Source organism: Thioclava sp. F36-7, from assembly GCF_002020075.1.
GTDB lineage: Bacteria > Pseudomonadota > Alphaproteobacteria > Rhodobacterales > Rhodobacteraceae > Thioclava > Thioclava sediminum.
Map to the genome: position 1 here is coordinate 253370 of NZ_MPZR01000001.1, position 16143 is coordinate 269512.

Here is a 16143-nt window from a genome sequence, read left to right on the forward strand (position 1 = left end):
TCCATGGGCATTCTCGATTTCCTCTCCGGCGAATTCATCGACGTCATCGGCTGGACCGACGACACCCGCGACACGATGGTCTGGCGGTTCGAGCGCGAGGGTCACGCGATCAAATACGGCGCGAAGCTGACCGTGCGCGAGGGGCAGGCCGCGATCTTCGTCCATGAGGGGCAGCTGGCCGATATCTTCGGGCCCGGGCTCTATATGCTCGAGACCAACAACCTGCCGATCCTGACCACGCTTCAGCACTGGGATCACGGCTTCAAATCGCCCTTCCAGTCCGAGATCTATTTCGTCAACACCACCCGGTTCAACGACCTCAAATGGGGCACGAAGAACCCGGTCATGGCGCGCGATCCGGAATTCGGCCCGGTGCGCATCCGCGCCTTCGGCACCTATTCGATGCGCGTCACCGATCCGGGCAAGTTCCTGACCGAGATCGTGGGCACCGATGGCGAGTTCACCTCTGACGAGATCAGCTACCAGCTGCGCAACGTGATCGTGCAGGAGTTCTCGCGCGCCATTGCCAGCTCGGGCATCCCGATCCTGGACATGGCCGCGAACACCGCCGACATGGGCAAGCTGATCACCAAGGCGATCGCGCCCACCATCGCGAATTACGGGCTGGAGCTGCCGGAATTCTACATCGAGAACGTCTCGCTGCCCGAGGCGGTGGAGGCGGTTCTCGACAAGCGCACCTCGATGGGGATCGTGGGCGATCTGAACAAATACATGCAATACAATGCCGCCGAGGCGATGGGCCAGCCGGGCTCGGGCGCCTCCGCCGGGATGGGCGCCGCGATGGGCGCGGGCATGGGCGCCGGGATGGGTATGGCGATGGGCCAGCAGATGGGGCCCTGGGGGCAGATGGGTCAGCAACCCGCCGCCGCACCGCCGCCCCCTCCCCCGCCGCCGGTGGAGAAGGTCTGGCATCTCGCGGTGAATGGGCAAACGCAGGGCCCGTACGGGCGCGGGCATCTGGGGCGTATGGTGTCGGAAGGCTCGCTCACCCGCGACAGCCTCGTCTGGACGCCCGGCCAGAACGGCTGGATGCGCGCCGAGGACGTGACCGAACTGGCGCAGCTCTTCACCATCGCGCCGCCGCCGCCCCCGCCTGCCGCGCCACCTGCGAGCTGATCCGATGCTGGGTTTCCCGAAAGTGGGGCGGAGCGCGGCTGCCGCCCCTGACGACCCACGCGGCGAGAGCCACTACCACTGCGAAAGCTGCGGCGCCGATCTACGGTTTGCGCCGGGCCAGACGCGGCTCGTCTGCGATCATTGCGGCCATGTGCAGGACATTCCCTCCGCCACCGGACGCGGAGAGGCGCGCTTGCGCGAATTGCCGCTCGACGATGCGCTGACCCGCGAATTGCCCGCACAGGAGATGGAGGAGCACCGCACCGTCTCCTGCCCCAATTGCGGCGCCTCGATCGAGTTGCAGAACGGCGAGCACGCGACCGAATGCCCGTTCTGCGCGACGCCCGTGGTGGTCGATACGGGCACGACGCGGCTGATCAAGCCGCAAGGGGTGCTGCCCTTCCAACTGACCGAGGACCAAGCGCGCGCGGCGCTCTCGAAATGGCTCGGCTCGCTCTGGTTCGCGCCCAACGGGCTGTCGCAATATGCCCGCAAGGGTCGGCGCATGACCGGCATCTACGCGCCCTTCTGGACCTTCGATGCCGCGACCCGCACGCGCTATTCCGGCCAGCGCGGCGACGCCTATTACGTCACGCGCACGGTGCAGACCGACAAGGGCCCGCGCACCGAGCAGGTCCGCCGCATCCGCTGGACGCCGGTCTCGGGTCAGGTGGCGCGCAATTTCGACGATGTGGTGATCTACGCCGCGCGCTCGCTGCCGCCCGATTACGTGCAGGCGCTGCGCCCGTGGGACCTGACGGCGCTCGAACCTTATCGGCGCGATTATCTCGCGGGCTTCACCGCCGAGGGCTACACGGTGCAACTGCAGGAGGGACATCACGCCGCGCAGGCCGAGATGATCCGCGTCATCCAGACCGACATCCGCCGCGATATTGGCGGCGACGAGCAGCGTATCGGCGCGATGGACCCGCAGTTCTCGGCCGAGACCTTCAAGCACATCCTGCTGCCGATCTGGACCGCCGCCTACAAGTTTCGTGGCCGCTCCTACCGCTTCGTCGTGAACGCTCAGACGGGCCGCGTGCGCGGGGATCGTCCGTGGTCGGCATGGAAGATCGCGCTGGCGGTCCTCGCTGCGGTGATCGTCGGGGGGACGCTCTTCTACCTGAAGAGCCGCTGAGCGAGTCAGCCTTTCGCGAGATCGTCCATCCCGAAGGCGATGCCCTGCGGGGCGAGCCATTCTGCGAAGCGCGCGATCTTCTCGTCGAGCGAACAGGTATTGGTTTGCCGCGCCATCTCGATGTCATAGGCGGCGCGAAGGTCCATCTGGCGTTCGGGGCTCAGCTCTTTCCAGCGCGTCATGTCGTCTCCTTGCAAAGCCGAAGTGGGTTCCCGATATATCTTGCAACCCAATGTAAAGGAGGGGTGACATGACCCAATCCTCCAAGACCTACCGTGTGACCTGCCTCGATTGCGGGCAGGCGAACCGCGTCCCCGCCGAGAAGCTGGGCGCGAACCCGAAATGCGGTACCTGCGGCGGCTGGCTCGTCTCGCACAAGGTGACCGAAGTCGATTTCAAGACGCTCGCCAAGGCCGAGAAGGACGACCTGCCGCTGCTGGTCGATTTCTGGGCGCCGTGGTGCGGCCCGTGCAAGGCGATGGCGCCGCAGTTCAACATGGCCGCCGAGAAGCTGACCCCGCATGTGCGGCTGGCGAAGATCAACACGCAGGTGAACCCCACCGCGACCCAGCGCTACCGGATTCAGGGCATTCCCGCCTTCATCCTGTTCGCCAAGGGCCGCGAGGTCGCCCGCGCCGCAGGGGCACGCCCGGCGGGCGATCTGGTCAATTTCGTGAAGTCGAAAATCTCGGTGCCCGCATAACGCGGATCGGCAGAAAATTTCGCGCGCGGCGCGGGCGGGCCGCTTGACAACGCCCGCGCCTTGCGCGAAATACCACGCCACGGTTCGGGGCCTTAGCTCAGCTGGGAGAGCGCGTCGTTCGCAATGACGAGGTCAGGGGTTCGATCCCCCTAGGCTCCACCAAACCGCTTCAAAAAGCGCCCGTTCTTCGGGCGCTTTTTGCGTTTCCGAACAATCTCAAATACTTAGCGCGTAGCAATCCGCAATCCGCCCCGCGTTGTGGATGAACTATCCCCAGATTTCGTGGGGGCCACCCGGCTTATCCACCAGAAATTGCTTTACACAATAGCAACCTGCCTACACGATATCTTGTAGGGACAGGCGGCTGCTACCGCCGTTCCTTGTAAAGCCGACAAGCCCTAGGGGAGCTGCACCCCGGGCATCTAGAAAAGGCAGGGGGATACGAGCATGGCACTGAGCGAAGACTATCTGTACGCCGAAGAACTCCACCCGATCGACATCGTCGAGACGCTGGCGGAAGCCCATGAATGGGAATTCGACCGGGTCACCGATGACCAGATCGCAATGGCGGTCGAGGGTCAGTGGCGGACCTACTCGATCACCCTCGCCTGGTCGCCGATGGACGAGACCCTGCGGCTGATCTGCACCTTCGAGATGGACCCGCCGCCGGCCCGCGAAGGCGCGCTTTACGAGCTTCTCAACCGCATCAACGACCGGGTCTGGACCGGCGCCTTCACCTTCTGGCCCGATCAGCGGCTGATGGTCTGGCGGCATGGTCTTGTGCTCTCGGGCGGGCAGCTGCCCGGGCCGGAGCAGATCGACCGTCTGATCGGCGCGGCTGTCGTGTCCTCCGAGCGGTTCTACCCGGCCTTCCAGCTGGCGACCTGGGGCGAGCGCGATCCCGAAGACGCGATGCAGGTGGCCATTGCGGAGGCCTACGGGCGCGCCTAATCTCCCCCCGAACCAAAGGGGGAAGCATGAGCTTTGACAAGATTTCCGACCGCGGCCTCGTAATTCTGGGCTGCGGACGCATGGGCGGCGCGATCCTTCAGGGGCTGTTGAAGGGCGGCCTGCCCGCAGCCTCGGTCTGGGTGGTCGATCCGAATCCGTCCGACTGGCTGAAAGAGTCCGGCGTGAACCTCAACGCCGATCTGCCCGAGACTCCGGCTGTCGTTCTGGTCGCGGTGAAGCCGCAGATGATGGCCGATGCGCTGCCGCAGCTGTCGGCCATGGCCGAGGGCGATACGCTGTTTGTCACTGTCGCCGCCGGGATCACCATCGAGGGCTACGAGAAGATGCTGGGCAAACAGGCCCGGCTGGTGCGCGCGATGCCCAACACGCCCGCCGCGATCGGCCGTGGCGTGACCGCGATCGTCGGCAATCCGAACGCGACCGGCGACGATCTGGACACCGCGGATGCGCTGATGACCGGCGTGGGTCAGGTCGTGCGGCTCGACGATGAGGAACAGATGAACGCCGTCATCGGCGTCTCCGGCTCGGGCCCGGCCTATGTCTTCCACCTGATCGAGGTGATGGCGGCGGCAGGCGAGGCCGAGGGGCTCGACCCTGATCTGGCGCTGCGGCTCGCCAAGGCGACCGTGGGTGGCGCGGGGCAGCTGGCCGAGGATAGCGACGAAAGCCCGTCCAAGCTGCGTGAGAACGTGACCTCGCCCGGCGGGACGACGGCAGCGGCGCTGGAGGTTCTGATGGACCCCGAGACCGGCATGCCGCCCCTGATGCGCAAAGCGGTCGCCGCGAATATCGCGCGCAACCGGGAGCTGGGGAAATGACCATCTCCTTCGACGACTTCATGAAGGTCGACATCCGCTGCGGCCGGATCACCGAGGCCGAGCCCTTCCCCGAGGCGCGCAAGCCCGCGATCAAGCTCTGGGTCGATTACGGCCCGGAGATCGGCGTGAAGAAAAGCTCTGCCCAGATCACGGTGCATTACGCGCCCGAGGAGCTGGTCGGCAAGCTGGTCTTCGGCGTGGTCAACTTTCCGCCGCGCCAGATCGGGCCCTTCATGTCCGAGGCGCTGGTTTTGGGCGTGCCTGATGAGGCAGGCGAGGTCGTGTTGCTGACGCCCGACAAGGACGTGCCGATCGGCGGGAGGATGTTCTGATGAAGCTCCTCGTGACCCGCAAGCTGACGGATGAGGTCGAGGCCCGTGTGGCGAAGGAATTCGACGTGACCTTCCGCAACGGGGCCGCGCCGATGACCGAAGAAGAGGCGCGGCAGGCGCTGGCCGAATACGATGCGCTTCTTGTGACCTTGGGCGACAAGGTGACGGCAGCGGCCTTCGAGGGCAGCCCGCGCGCGAAGATCGTGGCCAACTTCGGGGTCGGCTACAATCATATCGACGTGGGTGCCGCCGAGGCGAAGGGTATCACCGTGACGAATACGCCGGGTGCTGTGACCGATGCCACTGCCGATATCGCGATGATGCTGATCCTGATGAGCGCGCGACGTGCCTCGGCGGGCGAGCGCTTCGTGCGGCGCGGCGACTGGACCGGCTGGACGCCGACGCAATTCCTTGGCCAGCACGTCTCGGGCAAGAAAGTCGGCATCATCGGTCTGGGCCGCATCGGCACGGCAATCGCGAAACGCTGCCATTTCGGCTTCGGCATGGAGGTGGCTTACACCAAGCGCACCCCCGTCGATCCGGGTTTCCCCGCGACGCATCTGAGCCAGGACGAGCTGCTCGCAACTTCCGATTTCGTGGTGATCGCGGTACCCGCCAGCCCCGCCACGCATCATCTGATCGGCGCGGCCGAGATCGCGAAGATGCAGCCGCATTCGCATCTGATCAACATCGCGCGCGGCGATATCGTCGACGAGGCCGCACTGGTGGCGGCGATGCAGGGCAATGCGATCGCGGGCGCAGGCCTCGACGTCTATGAGCGCGAGCCTTATGTGCCGGAAGCCCTGCGCGCACTGGATAACGTCACGTTGCTTCCGCATCTCGGCACCGCCGCTCTTGAGGTGCGTGACGACATGGGCCACATGGCGGTCGACAATCTCATCGCCTTTCGTGACGGCAACACGCCGCCCAATCGCGTGTCGTCTTGACCTTTCACCTCCTTGGCGGGAGGCTCTGCCAAGGAGGATCCGATGCATCAAGCCGTCATTACCGGGACCGGGGTCTATACGCCGGAACACGTCATCACGAATGCCGAACTGGTCGAGGCATTCAACGCCTATGCCGATCTGTTCAACGCCGAGAACGCAGAGGCCATCGCCGCGGGCGAGATCGAGGCCAAGCCGCATAGCTCGGTCGAGTTCATACTTAAAGCCTCCGGGATCGAGCAGCGCTACGTGATGGACAAGGAAGGCGTGCTGGATCCGACGCGCATGTATCCGCGCCTGCGCCAGCGCTCGGATGACGAGCCGGGCATCATGGCGGAAATCGCGCTCGATGCCTGCAACAAGGCGCTGGCGCAGGCCGGACGGAAGGGCGAGGACGTCGATCTCGTGATCTGCGCCGCTTCGAATATGGAGCGCGCCTACCCCGCCGTCGCCATCGAGATCCAGAAGCTTCTTGGGGCGGGCGGGTTCGCTTTCGATATGAACGTCGCCTGCTCCTCGGCCACTTTCGGCATTCAGGCCGCCGCCGACATGATCCGCACCGGCTCCGTGCGCCGCGCGCTGGTGGTGAACCCCGAGATCACGTCGGGCCACCTCGAATGGCGCGACCGGGATTGTCACTTCATCTTCGGCGACGTAGCGACCGCGACCCTGATCGAACGGCGCGAGGATGCGCCGCATGGCTTCCTGATCCGCTCCACCCGCTGCGCGACGGAGTTTTCCAACAACATCCGCAATAACAACGGCTTCCTTCGCCGCACCCGGCCCGATGGCGTGGCCGACCGCCGCGACATGCAATTCATGCAGGAAGGTCGGAAGGTCTTCAAGGAAGTGATGCCGATGGTCGCGCAGCACATCCTCGGCCATCTCGCCGACGCGGAGGTGAAGCCCACAGATCTGCACCGCCTCTGGCTGCATCAGGCCAACAAGACGATGAACGACTTCGTGGGCAAGAAGGTCTTGGGTCGCGATCCCGAGCCGGGCGAGCAGCCCAACATCCTGCAGGATTACGCCAACACGTCGTCTGCCGGGTCGATTATCGCGTTTTCGAAATATTCCGACGATTTCAAACCGGGCGAGATCGGGCTGATCTGTTCCTTCGGGGCGGGCTATTCGGTGGGCTCGGTCGTTCTCGAGAAGATCTGAGGCCTACGCCTCGCCCATCGCTTCGCGCCAGTGACGGCGGCAGAGGCTGACATAGGTCTCGTTGCCGCCGATCTGCACCTGATCGCCATCGCGCAGCGCCTGTCCGTCCGGGCCCATCCGCACCACCATCGTGGCCTTCTTGCCGCAATGGCAGATCGTGCGGACTTCGCGCATCTCGTCGGCCAGCGCCAGCAGCGCCGCCGAGCCGGGGAACAGCTTGCCCTGAAAATCCACCCGCAGCCCGTAACACATCACCGGCACGCGCAGATCATCCACCGCGCGGGCGATCTGCCAGACCTGCGTCTCGGTCAGGAACTGCGCCTCGTCCACGAAGATGCAGGCACAGGGGCCATCGGCCAGCCGCGCCTCGATCAGCGCGAACATGTCCGTCTCTTCGGTGAAACAAGCCGCCTCCGCACCGATGCCGATCCGGCTCGCGATGCGCCCGTCGCCCGCGCGATTGTCGAGCCGCGCGGTCACGAGGAAGGTCTCCATCCCGCGTTCGATATAGTTGTGGGAGGCTTGCAAGAGGATCGTGCTCTTGCCCGCGTTCATCGTGGAATAATGGAAGTAGAGCTTGGCCATGGCCTGCAATAGCCCGCGATTTTCAGGGGAGCAAGACTGCCCACGCGACGCTCAGGGACGGTCGGCGCTGTCCATCCAGATCGTGACCGGCCCGTCATTCAGGAGCGCCACTTTCATATCCGCACCAAACTCCCCGGTCTGAACCGGCAGGCCCAGAGATTCGAGGTGCCGGGCGAAATGCTGATACAGCCGATCGCCGTCTTCGGGCGGGGCTGCCGCAGAAAAACCGGGGCGGTTGCCGCGCGAGGTGTCGGCGGCCAGCGTGAACTGGCTGACCACCAGACAGGCACCGCCGATATCGCCCACCGCGCGGTTCATCTTGCCCGCCTCATCCTTGAAGATGCGCAGTTTCGAGACCCGCTCGGCCAGCTTCTCGGCGACCTTTTCGTCATCGCCCTGCATCGCGCAGCAAAGGATCAGGAGGCCCGATCCGATCTCGGAGATGCGCGTGCCGTCGGCGGTGACCGAGGCCTCGGAGACCCGCTGGATCAGCGCCCTCATGCCAGCTCGTCCGACCAGGGCGGGTTGGCCCCTGCCCGGCTGACGACCACCGCAGCGGCGGCGACGCCCAGTTTGAGGCAATCCGAGATCAGCCCTTCCTCGGCGCGTGCGAGCGCGCCTTTGTCGAGCGCCTCGGCACGGTCCAGCGCGGCCAGAACGCCTGCGTTGAACGTATCGCCTGCGCCGACCGTGTCGATGACCTCGACTTTGCGCGCGGGCACGAAGACCTCGCAGTGTTTCGAGAAGCCATGCGCGCCGGTCGCGCCTTCGGTGACGAAGACCAGCTTCGGCCCTTTCGCCAGCAGCCCGCGCGCCAGATCGGCGATGGTGCCCGGCCCTTCGATCCAGCGCAGATCCTCGTCCGAGACCTTCACGATATCGGCCACGGCGAACATCCGTTCCAGCCGCGCGCGATAGGCCGCTTCGTCGCCGATGAACCCGGGACGGATATTGGGGTCGATCATGGTCACGCGGCTCTCGGCCTCGCGCAGCATCAGCGCCTCATAGGCCGCACCGCAAGGCTCGACTGGCAGGGAGATGCCGCCGAAGAACATCGCCTTCACCTCTACCGGGATTGCGGGCATATCCTCGATCTTGAGCATCCGACCGGCGGTGTTCTCGTCGTAGAAAGCGTAGCTCGCATGGCCATCGGTCAGCGTCACGAAGGCGAGCGTCGTGGGTCGGTCCGAGCGCACCGCAAGCCCTGCATCCACCCCGCTATCGGAGAGCGAATGGATCAGCATCTTGCCGAACAGGTCTTCCGACAGGCCCGACAGGAACCCCGAACGCGCACCGAGCCGCCCCAGCGCAATCGCCGTGTTGAACACCGCGCCACCAGGATAGGGCGCAAACGCCGCTTCGCCTTGCGCGCTTTCGCGCGGGAGCATGTCGATCAGGGCTTCGCCACAACTCAGGATCATCGGGGGCCTCCTCATTCCGATACCGCCAACACCTGCTACACGCGAAGCGGTGTCCGGGCAATCCCCGCAGGGATCACGCTGCGGTCGGCCCGCCCTTATCGCCGACACTGCCGCGCCGGTTGCGCCCTTCGATGAGCCACGCGCCCACGGTCAGCAGGGCCGCCAGGATCAGCCAGGCCCAGGCAGGCAGCAGCGGCTGCACCCGGATATCGGTGGTGGCCGTGGCACCACGCGGCGTGATGCCGATCCAGCCGCGCCCCGATGTCGGGCGACCCGCGCGCACTTCGCGGATGGAGGGCACCCCGTCCTCGAGCCGCGTCACGCCGCCATTGGACGCCTCGACCACGGCGGAGAGGGGATCGCCGCTGGCGATCGTCTGCTCGAACTCGCGCGGGCTTGCAGGCCCCATCGCCACGACCCGCTCCAGATCACCGTCCTTGAGGCGATAGAGCCCCGCCTCGGGTGCGGTCCAGCGCGCGGTAAAGCGGCCGGGTGCTGTCTCGGTCAGCGGCACCTGCTCGGTCGAGCCATCCGGCAGCGTCACGGTCACCGGCGGTGCGCTGTCTTCCATCGTGCGGCGGATGATCCGCATCGAGAGCGCGCCGGGATCGATCTCGGCATAGAGCGCCTCTTCTTCCAGCTCGGGCTCTTTCATCTCCCAATGCGCGATCCGGCGCAGCAATTCGAGCTGCGGCCCGCCGCCGTCATAGCCGCGATCCCAGAGCCATGCCTGATCGGAGGCCAGCAGCGCCACGCGCCCCTCGCCTTCGCGCGAGAGCACCAGAAGCGGCTTGCCCTCGGCGCCGGACATCACGACCTCGCCGGTGGGGTTTGTCAGTTCGATCTGGCGCAGCCAGTGGCCCCAATGCGGGCCGTCTTTCTCGGCGGCCGTATCCTGCTCGCCCTCGGGCGCGGGCGCCCCTTCCAGTCCCGCGGTCACCGGATGGCGCAGCCCCAGATCGGTCGGACGCGGCAGAAAGCTTTCCGACATAACCCGGCCCGTCGGACGCGCGGGCATGATATCGCCAAGGCTGGTCTGATAGAGGCTTTCGACGGTCGCGAATTCCGGACCGGCGGCCACGAGGATCGCCCCGCCGCGTTCGACGTAATCCTTGATATTGTCGAAATACGCGGACGGCAGGATGCCCCGCGCGCCGTAGCGGTCGAAAATGATCAGGTCGAACTCGTCGATCTTGTCGACGAACAGTTCCTGCGTCGGGAAGGCGATGAGCGACAGTTCCGTCACCGGCACACCGTCTTGCTTTTCGGGCGGGCGCAGGATTGTGAAATGCACGAGGTCCACGCCTGCGTCCGATTTCAAAAGGTTGCGCCATGTCCGCTCGCCCGCATGGGGCTGGCCGGAGACCAAGAGCACCCGCAGCCGGTCGCGCACGCCGTTGATCTGGACGGTGGCGACGTTGTTGCGGTCGGTCAGCTCGCCCTCGGTCGGCGACAGCGTGAACTGCACCACGTTCTGCCCCCCATGGGTCAGCGTCAGCGGCAGTTCCAGATCGCGGTCGGTGCGCACCGTGTAGCTTTTCGGATCCTTGCCGTCGATCGAGATGGTCAGATCCGCCGTGCCACCCGCGCTTGCGGGCACGTTGCCCATATCCTCGACCTTGAGACGGATATCGGTCTCCTCGCCGATGATGCCGAAGGACGGCGCGGTCTCGATCAGGATGCGACGGTCCCAGTCGCTGCGCTTGCCGGTCAGCAGCACCTGCAGCGGCGCAGGCAGATCGGGGGCGAGCTGCGCATCATGCGCCTGCCCGTCGGTGACCATCAGCGCGCCCGCGACCCGCGCGCGCGGCTCTGCGGCGAGCGCCTCGGCCAAGGTCGAGCCCAGTTCGGTGCCCGCATTGTCGGCCCCGTCCGGAACGGTGATCCGGCGCGTCTCGACGTTTGGCATCGCGTCGAGCTGTGCTTGCAGACGCGTCAGGGCGGTATCGGTCTGCGCGACACGATCCGAAAGTTTCTGCGACGAGGAGCGGTCGTCAATCAGCAGCACGATATTGGACAGCGGCGCGGTCTGTTCGCGCTGCAACGAAGGCTGCGCGAGGGCGGCCAGCAGCACCAGCGCCGCCAGCGCCCGCAGCGCCCAGCCCTTCAGCCCGCGCCACAGCGCCAGCGCCAGCAGCACGACCGCCACCGCGCCCGCGCCCGCGATCACGGGCCACGGCAGAAGCGGTGCGAAGATGATCGACATCCCGTTCATTGCCCCAGCCTTTCGAGAAGCGCAGGCACATGGACCTGATCGGATTTATAGTTGCCGGTCAGCACATGCATGATCAGGTTCACCCCGAAGCGATCCGCGATCTCGCGCTGACGCTCGCCGGTGCGGCCACGGCCCACGGGGAACATCGGCATTCCGCGATCGTCGACAGCCCAGGCCGAGGCCCAGTCATTGCCGCCGATCACCACCGGCGTCACCCCGTCATTGAGGTTGCGAAACGGCATCCCCTCGGCGCGTTCGGCATCGGCGGGCGGGGCCTCGACCCAGATCGTGCCGTCATAGCGGCCGGGGAAATCTTGCAGCAGGTAGAAGGTCCGGGTCAGCACGTGATCGTCGGGGATCGGTGCGAGCGGCGGAATGTCCAAAGGCGCGGCCAGCGCCTGCAAACGCTTGCCCGCAGGCGTCGCCTCGCCGAAGCCCGCGATATCGGCGTCGCGCGTGTCGAACAGGATCATGCCGCCGCCGCGCAGGTAGCGGTTCAGCTTGGCATATTCCATCGGGCTCGGCGCGGGCTGATCTGCGGTGATCGGCCAGTAGATGAAGGTGAAGACCGCCAGATCGTCGTTCTGGAGATCGACCATCATCGGCGCGGAAGGCTCGACCGTGGTGCGGCGATTGAGAACCTGCGACAGCCCCTTCAGCCCCGCCATGGACACCCGGTCCACCTCGGCATCGCCGGTGGGCATCGCGGCCAGAACCACATTGGACGCAGCCTCGATCGCGCGGGCCGGATCCATATCCTCGGCATGAGTTTGCGGCGGTGCGAAGCTGGCGAGGATCAGGGCGCCCCCGAAGGCGGCGGCCTTCATCGCGCGCGGCCCCCAGAGCTTGCCCGACAGCGCCAGCGTCGCGAGAATATCGATCAGCAGTGCCGCCAGCGCCGCGCCCAGCAGCCAACCCTTCAGCGGCATTTCGCGTTGCTCGAAGGCCCCTTCGACGGGGACATTGGCGGGCCAGCTGGCCGGGGACAGCGTCGCGCCGCGCGGCAGAGCGTTCAGCGCGACCGAGCGATCCTCGGCGGTGTAGATGCCCGGGCGCAGCTTCGGCCCCGGCTCGGCCTTGGCCAGCTCCTCGCCCGGCACACCTGCGGCAGCGCCTGCGTCCTGCAGCCGCCCGAACCCGTCGAGCAGTTTCTGCGGCACCCAGGTCTGGCCTGCGAGATCAGCCTCTTCCGGCGCGGCGGGCCGGGCCGAGACCGCGAGCCGCTCCAGCATCTGCGGGAACAGAAGCGACAGCGGCAGGGTCGACCATTCGGCATTCGCGGTGACATGGAACAGCACGACCGCCCCTTGCCCCATCTTGGCGCGGGTCACGAGCGGCGTGCCATCGGTCAGCGCGGCGATGGTGTGCTCGGAGAGGTCCGGCGTGGGCTCGGCCATCACCTGCGCCTTCACGGTCACATCGTCGGGCACTTGCAGCCCGGCGAAGGGCGAGTTCTCCGGGAAGGGCGCCAGCGCGCGCGGATCGCCCCAGCTCATCGTGCCGCCAAGCGAGCGGCCGCCCGCGCGCAGCTGCACAGGCAGAAGCGTATCGGCATCGAGATCGGCATTGGCCATGCGGGGCCCCGCGAAACGGATCAGCAGCCCGCCCTTCTCGACCCAGTCGTGCAGCTTCGATTGCTCGGGCAGATCGGCCATATCGGCGAGGATTATCACGTCCGGGTCGGCGGTCAGCACATCAGCCAGCGTGCCCTCGATCAGGTCCGCCGTGGGGGCGAGCGCCTGATGCAGGTAATGTGTGGGCGAAAGCAGCTCCAGCCCCTCGCGGTCGCGCGCGCCCGACAAGATCGCGACCTTGCGGCGCTTCACCGCGTCGTCGGTCAGGCTGACGGCGCCTGCCGAGCGCATGCCGGTGATCTCGATCCGGGTTATGCGGTTGCGCAGCTCGGGCGGCAGATCGAAGCGCAGCTCGGTCTCGCGGCTGTCGGTGAATTGCAGCGGTTGGCTGGCCAGTTCTCGCTCGATCCCCGCCGGGTCGCGCCCCACGGCGGCGACATCGCGCGGGCTGGGTGGGATGGTTGAGGCGAGCGCAGGCACGACAAGCGCACCATCCTCGATCCGGGCAGCGCCCAGCGCCAAGACCGGCAATTGCGGTTGCCAGACCTTGACCGGACCACGCGCCTCCAGCGCATTCAGAACGCCCGCGCGGCTGTCGCGGGCCAAGCCGTCCGACAGCCAGAGCGTCTCGAAATTCCCCTCCGGCAAATTGGCGGCGTCGAAGCTCTGCGGAGCCCAGGGCTGCGGCTGGATACCGGGCAGCGACTGGATCAGCGCGCCCGCATCCGTGAAACTCACCTGTGCGGGCGGCGGATCGGTCAGCGAAATCACTGCTGCGGGACGTCCCGCCTGCTGCGCATCCTTCAGCGCCGACGTCATCCGCTCCACCCGGCGCGGCCAGTCGCGCGCGGAGGCCCAGCTACCGTCAGCCACGATCAGGAGCGGCCCGGTTCCGGGCACGGCGCGCTGCGGGTTCAGGACCGGTCCGGCAAAACCGATGATCGCCGCAGCCAGCGCGAGCAGACGCAGCGCCAGCAGCCACCACGGCGTGCGCGCGGCCTGCACTTCCTCGTCCTTGAGACCCAAGAGCAGCGCGACGCCGGGAAAACGCCTGCGGATCGGCGCGGGCGGCACCGCGCGCAGGATCAGCCAGATGATCGGCAACGCAGCGAGCCCCAGCAAAAGCCAGGGCGCGGTGAAGCCGATGGGGCCGAGCATCCACATCAGCGCCCCCTCTCGAGCGCGGAATAAAGCCACAGCAGCGCCGCCTGCGCCGGATCGCCCGTGTGATGGGTCGAGAATTGCCAACCCGCGCTGCGCGCCAGCCGGGCGAGCTGATCGCGTCGCGCGGCCAGCCGGTCGAGATAGCGCGCCCGCAGATCACCCGCCTTGCGGGTCTCATGGATCAGCCCGCCCGCCATCGACTGGAAGATCGTGCGTCCGTCATAGGGGAAGGCCTCTTCGTCGGGGTCGAGCACCTGCATCATCACGCCCGACACACCACGATCGGCCAGACGCCCCAGCGCCGCCTCGATCGGGCCGAGATCGCCGAAGAAATCCGACAGCAGCACAACCCGCGACTGCGGCGTGACGCCTGCGATTTCGGGTGCGCCATAATCCTGCACGCCCGCCTCGCGCGACAGAAGGCCTGCAAGCTCCATCAGCTGCGCGCGGCCCGGACGTGGCGGCGCGAGCGGGCCGGTCAGCCCGACGCGTTCGCCGCCGCGCACCATCAGCACCGCAAGCGCGAGGCCCAACACCCGGGCGCGCTCTGATTTGGTGACGCGCGCCTTTCGCCCGCTCTCGGCCCCGGTGAAGCGCATCGAGGCCGCGTCATCGACCCAGAGATGGACCGATTGCGCCAGCTGCCATTCCCGCTGGCGCACATATTGGCTGTCCGAGCGCGCCGAGCGCCGCCAATCGACGAAGCGCAGCTCGTCGCCCACATGGGCGGGACGGTATTGCCAGAATTCCTCGCCCGATCCCGCGCGCCTGCGGCCATGCGCGCCCATCTGGACGGTCGCCGCCAGATGCTCCGCCGCGACCAGCAGCGGGGGCAGCGCAGAGGCCGCCCCTTCCGCCTCGCGGCGCAGGCTCAGCGCGGGGGATTGCCCCGGCGCTGCGGTATCGGAGATTGCGCTCAAGCGGCGGCACCGGCGGCGCGCGGCCCGGTGACCTCTGCCACGGCGCGGTCGATCAGATCGCCCAGCGTCTCGCCCCGGGCGCGAGCCGCGAAGCTCAGCGCCATGCGGTGGATCAGCACCGGGCGGGCCATCGCCTGCACGTCGTCCAGCGTCGGCGCGAGGCGGCCATTGATCAGGGCACGTGCCCGCACGGTCAGCATCAGCGCCTGCGCGGCGCGCGGCCCCGGCCCCCAGGCCAGCGCATCGCGGATGAAGTCGGGCGCCTCGGCCTCGCGCGGACGGCAGAGCCGCACCAGATCGAGGATCGCATCGACGACTTTCTCGCCCACGGGCATCTGCCGCACGATCCCCTGCGCCTCGATCAGCTCGGCCGGGGTGAAGACGGTATGCGCGCCCTCCGCCGCGACGCCGGTGGTCGCCAGCAGGATCGAGCGCTCGGTCTCGCGGTCCGGGTAATCGACGTCGACCTGCACGAGGAAACGGTCGAGCTGCGCCTCGGGCAGCGGATAAGTGCCCTCCTGCTCGATCGGGTTTTGCGTAGCGAGAACGTGGAAGGGCGGGCCAAGCGGGCGATGCTCGCCCGCGATGGTGACCTCACGCTCCTGCATCGCCTGCAAGAGCGCAGATTGGGTCCGGGGCGAGGCGCGGTTGATCTCGTCGGCCATCAGCAGCTGGCAGAAGACCGGACCTTCGAGGAAGCGGAACGCGCGGCTGCCATCGGGCGCGGTTTCCAGAACTTCGCTCCCGAGAATATCGGCGGGCATCAGGTCAGGCGTGAACTGGATGCGGTTCGAGCCCAGCCCCATCACCGTGGACAGCGTCTCGACAAGAAGCGTCTTGCCCAAGCCCGGCAGGCCCACCAGAAGCGCATGCCCCCCGGAGAGCATCGCGGCCAAAACCAGCTCCACCACCTGGTCCTGCCCGATGAATCGCCGGTCGATCGACGCGCGCGCCTGTGCGAGCTTGCCGCCAAGTCGTTCGATATCTTCCATCAGCTTTTCGGGCTCGGCCATGACATTCTCCCCGTTGATGCCTATCTTTCCCAGCAAAGCAGAT

Annotated in this window: 16 protein-coding genes and 1 tRNA gene; 9 read left to right on the forward strand and 8 right to left on the reverse strand. The window is 66.9% G+C overall.

Annotation, left to right across the window (positions count from 1 at the left end; translation table 11 throughout):
• The first annotated feature begins 3 nt into the window (after positions 1–3).
• Positions 4–1137: an SPFH domain-containing protein gene (locus BMI89_RS00995; protein ID WP_078569481.1), complete on the forward strand. Its 1134-nt coding sequence runs from the start codon at positions 4–6 to the stop codon at positions 1135–1137.
• A gap of 4 nt (positions 1138–1141) precedes the next feature.
• On the forward strand, positions 1142–2275 hold the full coding sequence (locus BMI89_RS01000) for a zinc ribbon domain-containing protein (RefSeq protein WP_246831944.1): 1134 nt from the start codon (positions 1142–1144) through the stop codon (positions 2273–2275).
• 5 nt (positions 2276–2280) lie between these two features.
• On the opposite strand, the gene BMI89_RS20775 is transcribed toward BMI89_RS01000, so the two are convergent.
• Positions 2281–2457, reverse strand: coding sequence for a hypothetical protein (locus BMI89_RS20775; RefSeq protein WP_158522074.1), 177 nt, complete (start codon positions 2455–2457; stop codon positions 2281–2283).
• 68 nt (positions 2458–2525) lie between these two features.
• Between BMI89_RS20775 and BMI89_RS01005 the strand changes: the two genes are divergently transcribed.
• The 7 genes from BMI89_RS01005 (at position 2526) to BMI89_RS01035 (ending at position 7208) form a co-directional block, all read left to right on the forward strand.
• Positions 2526–2978, forward strand: coding sequence for a thioredoxin domain-containing protein (locus BMI89_RS01005; RefSeq protein ID WP_078569482.1), 453 nt, complete (start codon positions 2526–2528; stop codon positions 2976–2978).
• Positions 2979–3064: 86 nt separating this feature from the next.
• Positions 3065–3140, forward strand: a tRNA-Ala gene (locus BMI89_RS01010).
• A gap of 285 nt (positions 3141–3425) precedes the next feature.
• Positions 3426–3929, forward strand: a complete 504-nt coding sequence (locus BMI89_RS01015; protein ID WP_078519694.1) for a YbjN domain-containing protein — start codon at positions 3426–3428, stop codon at positions 3927–3929.
• Positions 3930–3955: 26 nt separating this feature from the next.
• A complete protein-coding gene (gene proC, locus BMI89_RS01020; protein WP_078569483.1) occupies positions 3956–4768 on the forward strand; it encodes a pyrroline-5-carboxylate reductase in 813 nt (270 codons plus the stop codon).
• Positions 4765–5100 (forward strand): tRNA-binding protein, encoded by a 336-nt coding sequence (locus BMI89_RS01025; RefSeq protein WP_078519696.1) that lies wholly within the window; start codon positions 4765–4767, stop codon positions 5098–5100. Before proC ends, BMI89_RS01025 begins: the two co-directional genes overlap by 4 nt.
• Positions 5100–6047 (forward strand): D-glycerate dehydrogenase, encoded by a 948-nt coding sequence (locus BMI89_RS01030; protein ID WP_078569484.1) that lies wholly within the window; start codon positions 5100–5102, stop codon positions 6045–6047. The genes BMI89_RS01025 and BMI89_RS01030 overlap by 1 nt, the downstream gene beginning before the upstream one ends.
• A 42-nt stretch (positions 6048–6089) precedes the next feature.
• Positions 6090–7208, forward strand: coding sequence for a beta-ketoacyl-ACP synthase III (locus BMI89_RS01035; RefSeq protein WP_078569485.1), 1119 nt, complete (start codon positions 6090–6092; stop codon positions 7206–7208).
• 3 nt (positions 7209–7211) lie between these two features.
• Here BMI89_RS01035 and BMI89_RS01040 read toward each other — a convergent pair whose 3' ends face one another.
• The 7 genes from BMI89_RS01040 to BMI89_RS01070 form a co-directional block, all read right to left on the reverse strand.
• Positions 7212–7793 (reverse strand): thymidine kinase, encoded by a 582-nt coding sequence (locus tag BMI89_RS01040; protein ID WP_078569486.1) that lies wholly within the window; start codon positions 7791–7793, stop codon positions 7212–7214.
• 51 nt (positions 7794–7844) lie between these two features.
• Entirely contained in the window at positions 7845–8294 is a 450-nt protein-coding gene (dtd, locus tag BMI89_RS01045; RefSeq protein WP_078569487.1) for a D-aminoacyl-tRNA deacylase, read from the reverse strand.
• Positions 8291–9214, reverse strand: a complete 924-nt coding sequence (locus tag BMI89_RS01050; protein ID WP_078569488.1) for a carbohydrate kinase — start codon at positions 9212–9214, stop codon at positions 8291–8293. Before BMI89_RS01050 ends, dtd begins: the two co-directional genes overlap by 4 nt.
• Before the next feature lie 73 nt (positions 9215–9287).
• Positions 9288–11429, reverse strand: coding sequence for a hypothetical protein (locus tag BMI89_RS01055; RefSeq protein WP_078569489.1), 2142 nt, complete (start codon positions 11427–11429; stop codon positions 9288–9290).
• Positions 11426–14167 carry a DUF4159 domain-containing protein gene (locus BMI89_RS01060; RefSeq protein WP_078569490.1) on the reverse strand — a complete coding sequence of 914 codons (2742 nt, stop codon included), beginning with the start codon at positions 14165–14167 and terminating at the stop codon, positions 11426–11428. Before BMI89_RS01060 ends, BMI89_RS01055 begins: the two co-directional genes overlap by 4 nt.
• A complete protein-coding gene (locus BMI89_RS01065; protein ID WP_246831945.1) occupies positions 14167–15087 on the reverse strand; it encodes a DUF58 domain-containing protein in 921 nt (306 codons plus the stop codon). The genes BMI89_RS01060 and BMI89_RS01065 overlap by 1 nt, the downstream gene beginning before the upstream one ends.
• Positions 15084–16100 (reverse strand): MoxR family ATPase, encoded by a 1017-nt coding sequence (locus tag BMI89_RS01070; RefSeq protein ID WP_078546170.1) that lies wholly within the window; start codon positions 16098–16100, stop codon positions 15084–15086. The genes BMI89_RS01065 and BMI89_RS01070 overlap by 4 nt, the downstream gene beginning before the upstream one ends.
• Between the last annotated feature and the right edge of the window lie 43 nt (positions 16101–16143).

Bases quoted from the DNA above. Each gene is read 5' to 3' on its own strand.
- BMI89_RS01055 (WP_078569489.1), bottom strand. From the start codon at position 11,429: ATGAACGGGATGTCGATCATCTTCGCACCGCTTCTGCCGTGGCCCGTG.
- BMI89_RS01015 (WP_078519694.1), top strand. From the start codon at position 3,426: ATGGCACTGAGCGAAGACTATCTGTACGCCGAAGAACTCCACCCGATC.
- BMI89_RS20775 (WP_158522074.1), bottom strand. From the start codon at position 2,457: ATGACGCGCTGGAAAGAGCTGAGCCCCGAACGCCAGATGGACCTTCGC.
- BMI89_RS01030 (WP_078569484.1), top strand. From the start codon at position 5,100: ATGAAGCTCCTCGTGACCCGCAAGCTGACGGATGAGGTCGAGGCCCGT.
- BMI89_RS01050 (WP_078569488.1), bottom strand. From the start codon at position 9,214: ATGATCCTGAGTTGTGGCGAAGCCCTGATCGACATGCTCCCGCGCGAA.
- proC (WP_078569483.1), top strand. From the start codon at position 3,956: ATGAGCTTTGACAAGATTTCCGACCGCGGCCTCGTAATTCTGGGCTGC.
- dtd (WP_078569487.1), bottom strand. From the start codon at position 8,294: ATGAGGGCGCTGATCCAGCGGGTCTCCGAGGCCTCGGTCACCGCCGAC.
- BMI89_RS01005 (WP_078569482.1), top strand. From the start codon at position 2,526: ATGACCCAATCCTCCAAGACCTACCGTGTGACCTGCCTCGATTGCGGG.
- BMI89_RS01000 (WP_246831944.1), top strand. From the start codon at position 1,142: ATGCTGGGTTTCCCGAAAGTGGGGCGGAGCGCGGCTGCCGCCCCTGAC.
- BMI89_RS01070 (WP_078546170.1), bottom strand. From the start codon at position 16,100: ATGGCCGAGCCCGAAAAGCTGATGGAAGATATCGAACGACTTGGCGGC.
- BMI89_RS01060 (WP_078569490.1), bottom strand. From the start codon at position 14,167: ATGTGGATGCTCGGCCCCATCGGCTTCACCGCGCCCTGGCTTTTGCTG.
- BMI89_RS00995 (WP_078569481.1), top strand. From the start codon at position 4: ATGGGCATTCTCGATTTCCTCTCCGGCGAATTCATCGACGTCATCGGC.
- BMI89_RS01035 (WP_078569485.1), top strand. From the start codon at position 6,090: ATGCATCAAGCCGTCATTACCGGGACCGGGGTCTATACGCCGGAACAC.
- BMI89_RS01025 (WP_078519696.1), top strand. From the start codon at position 4,765: ATGACCATCTCCTTCGACGACTTCATGAAGGTCGACATCCGCTGCGGC.
- BMI89_RS01040 (WP_078569486.1), bottom strand. From the start codon at position 7,793: ATGGCCAAGCTCTACTTCCATTATTCCACGATGAACGCGGGCAAGAGC.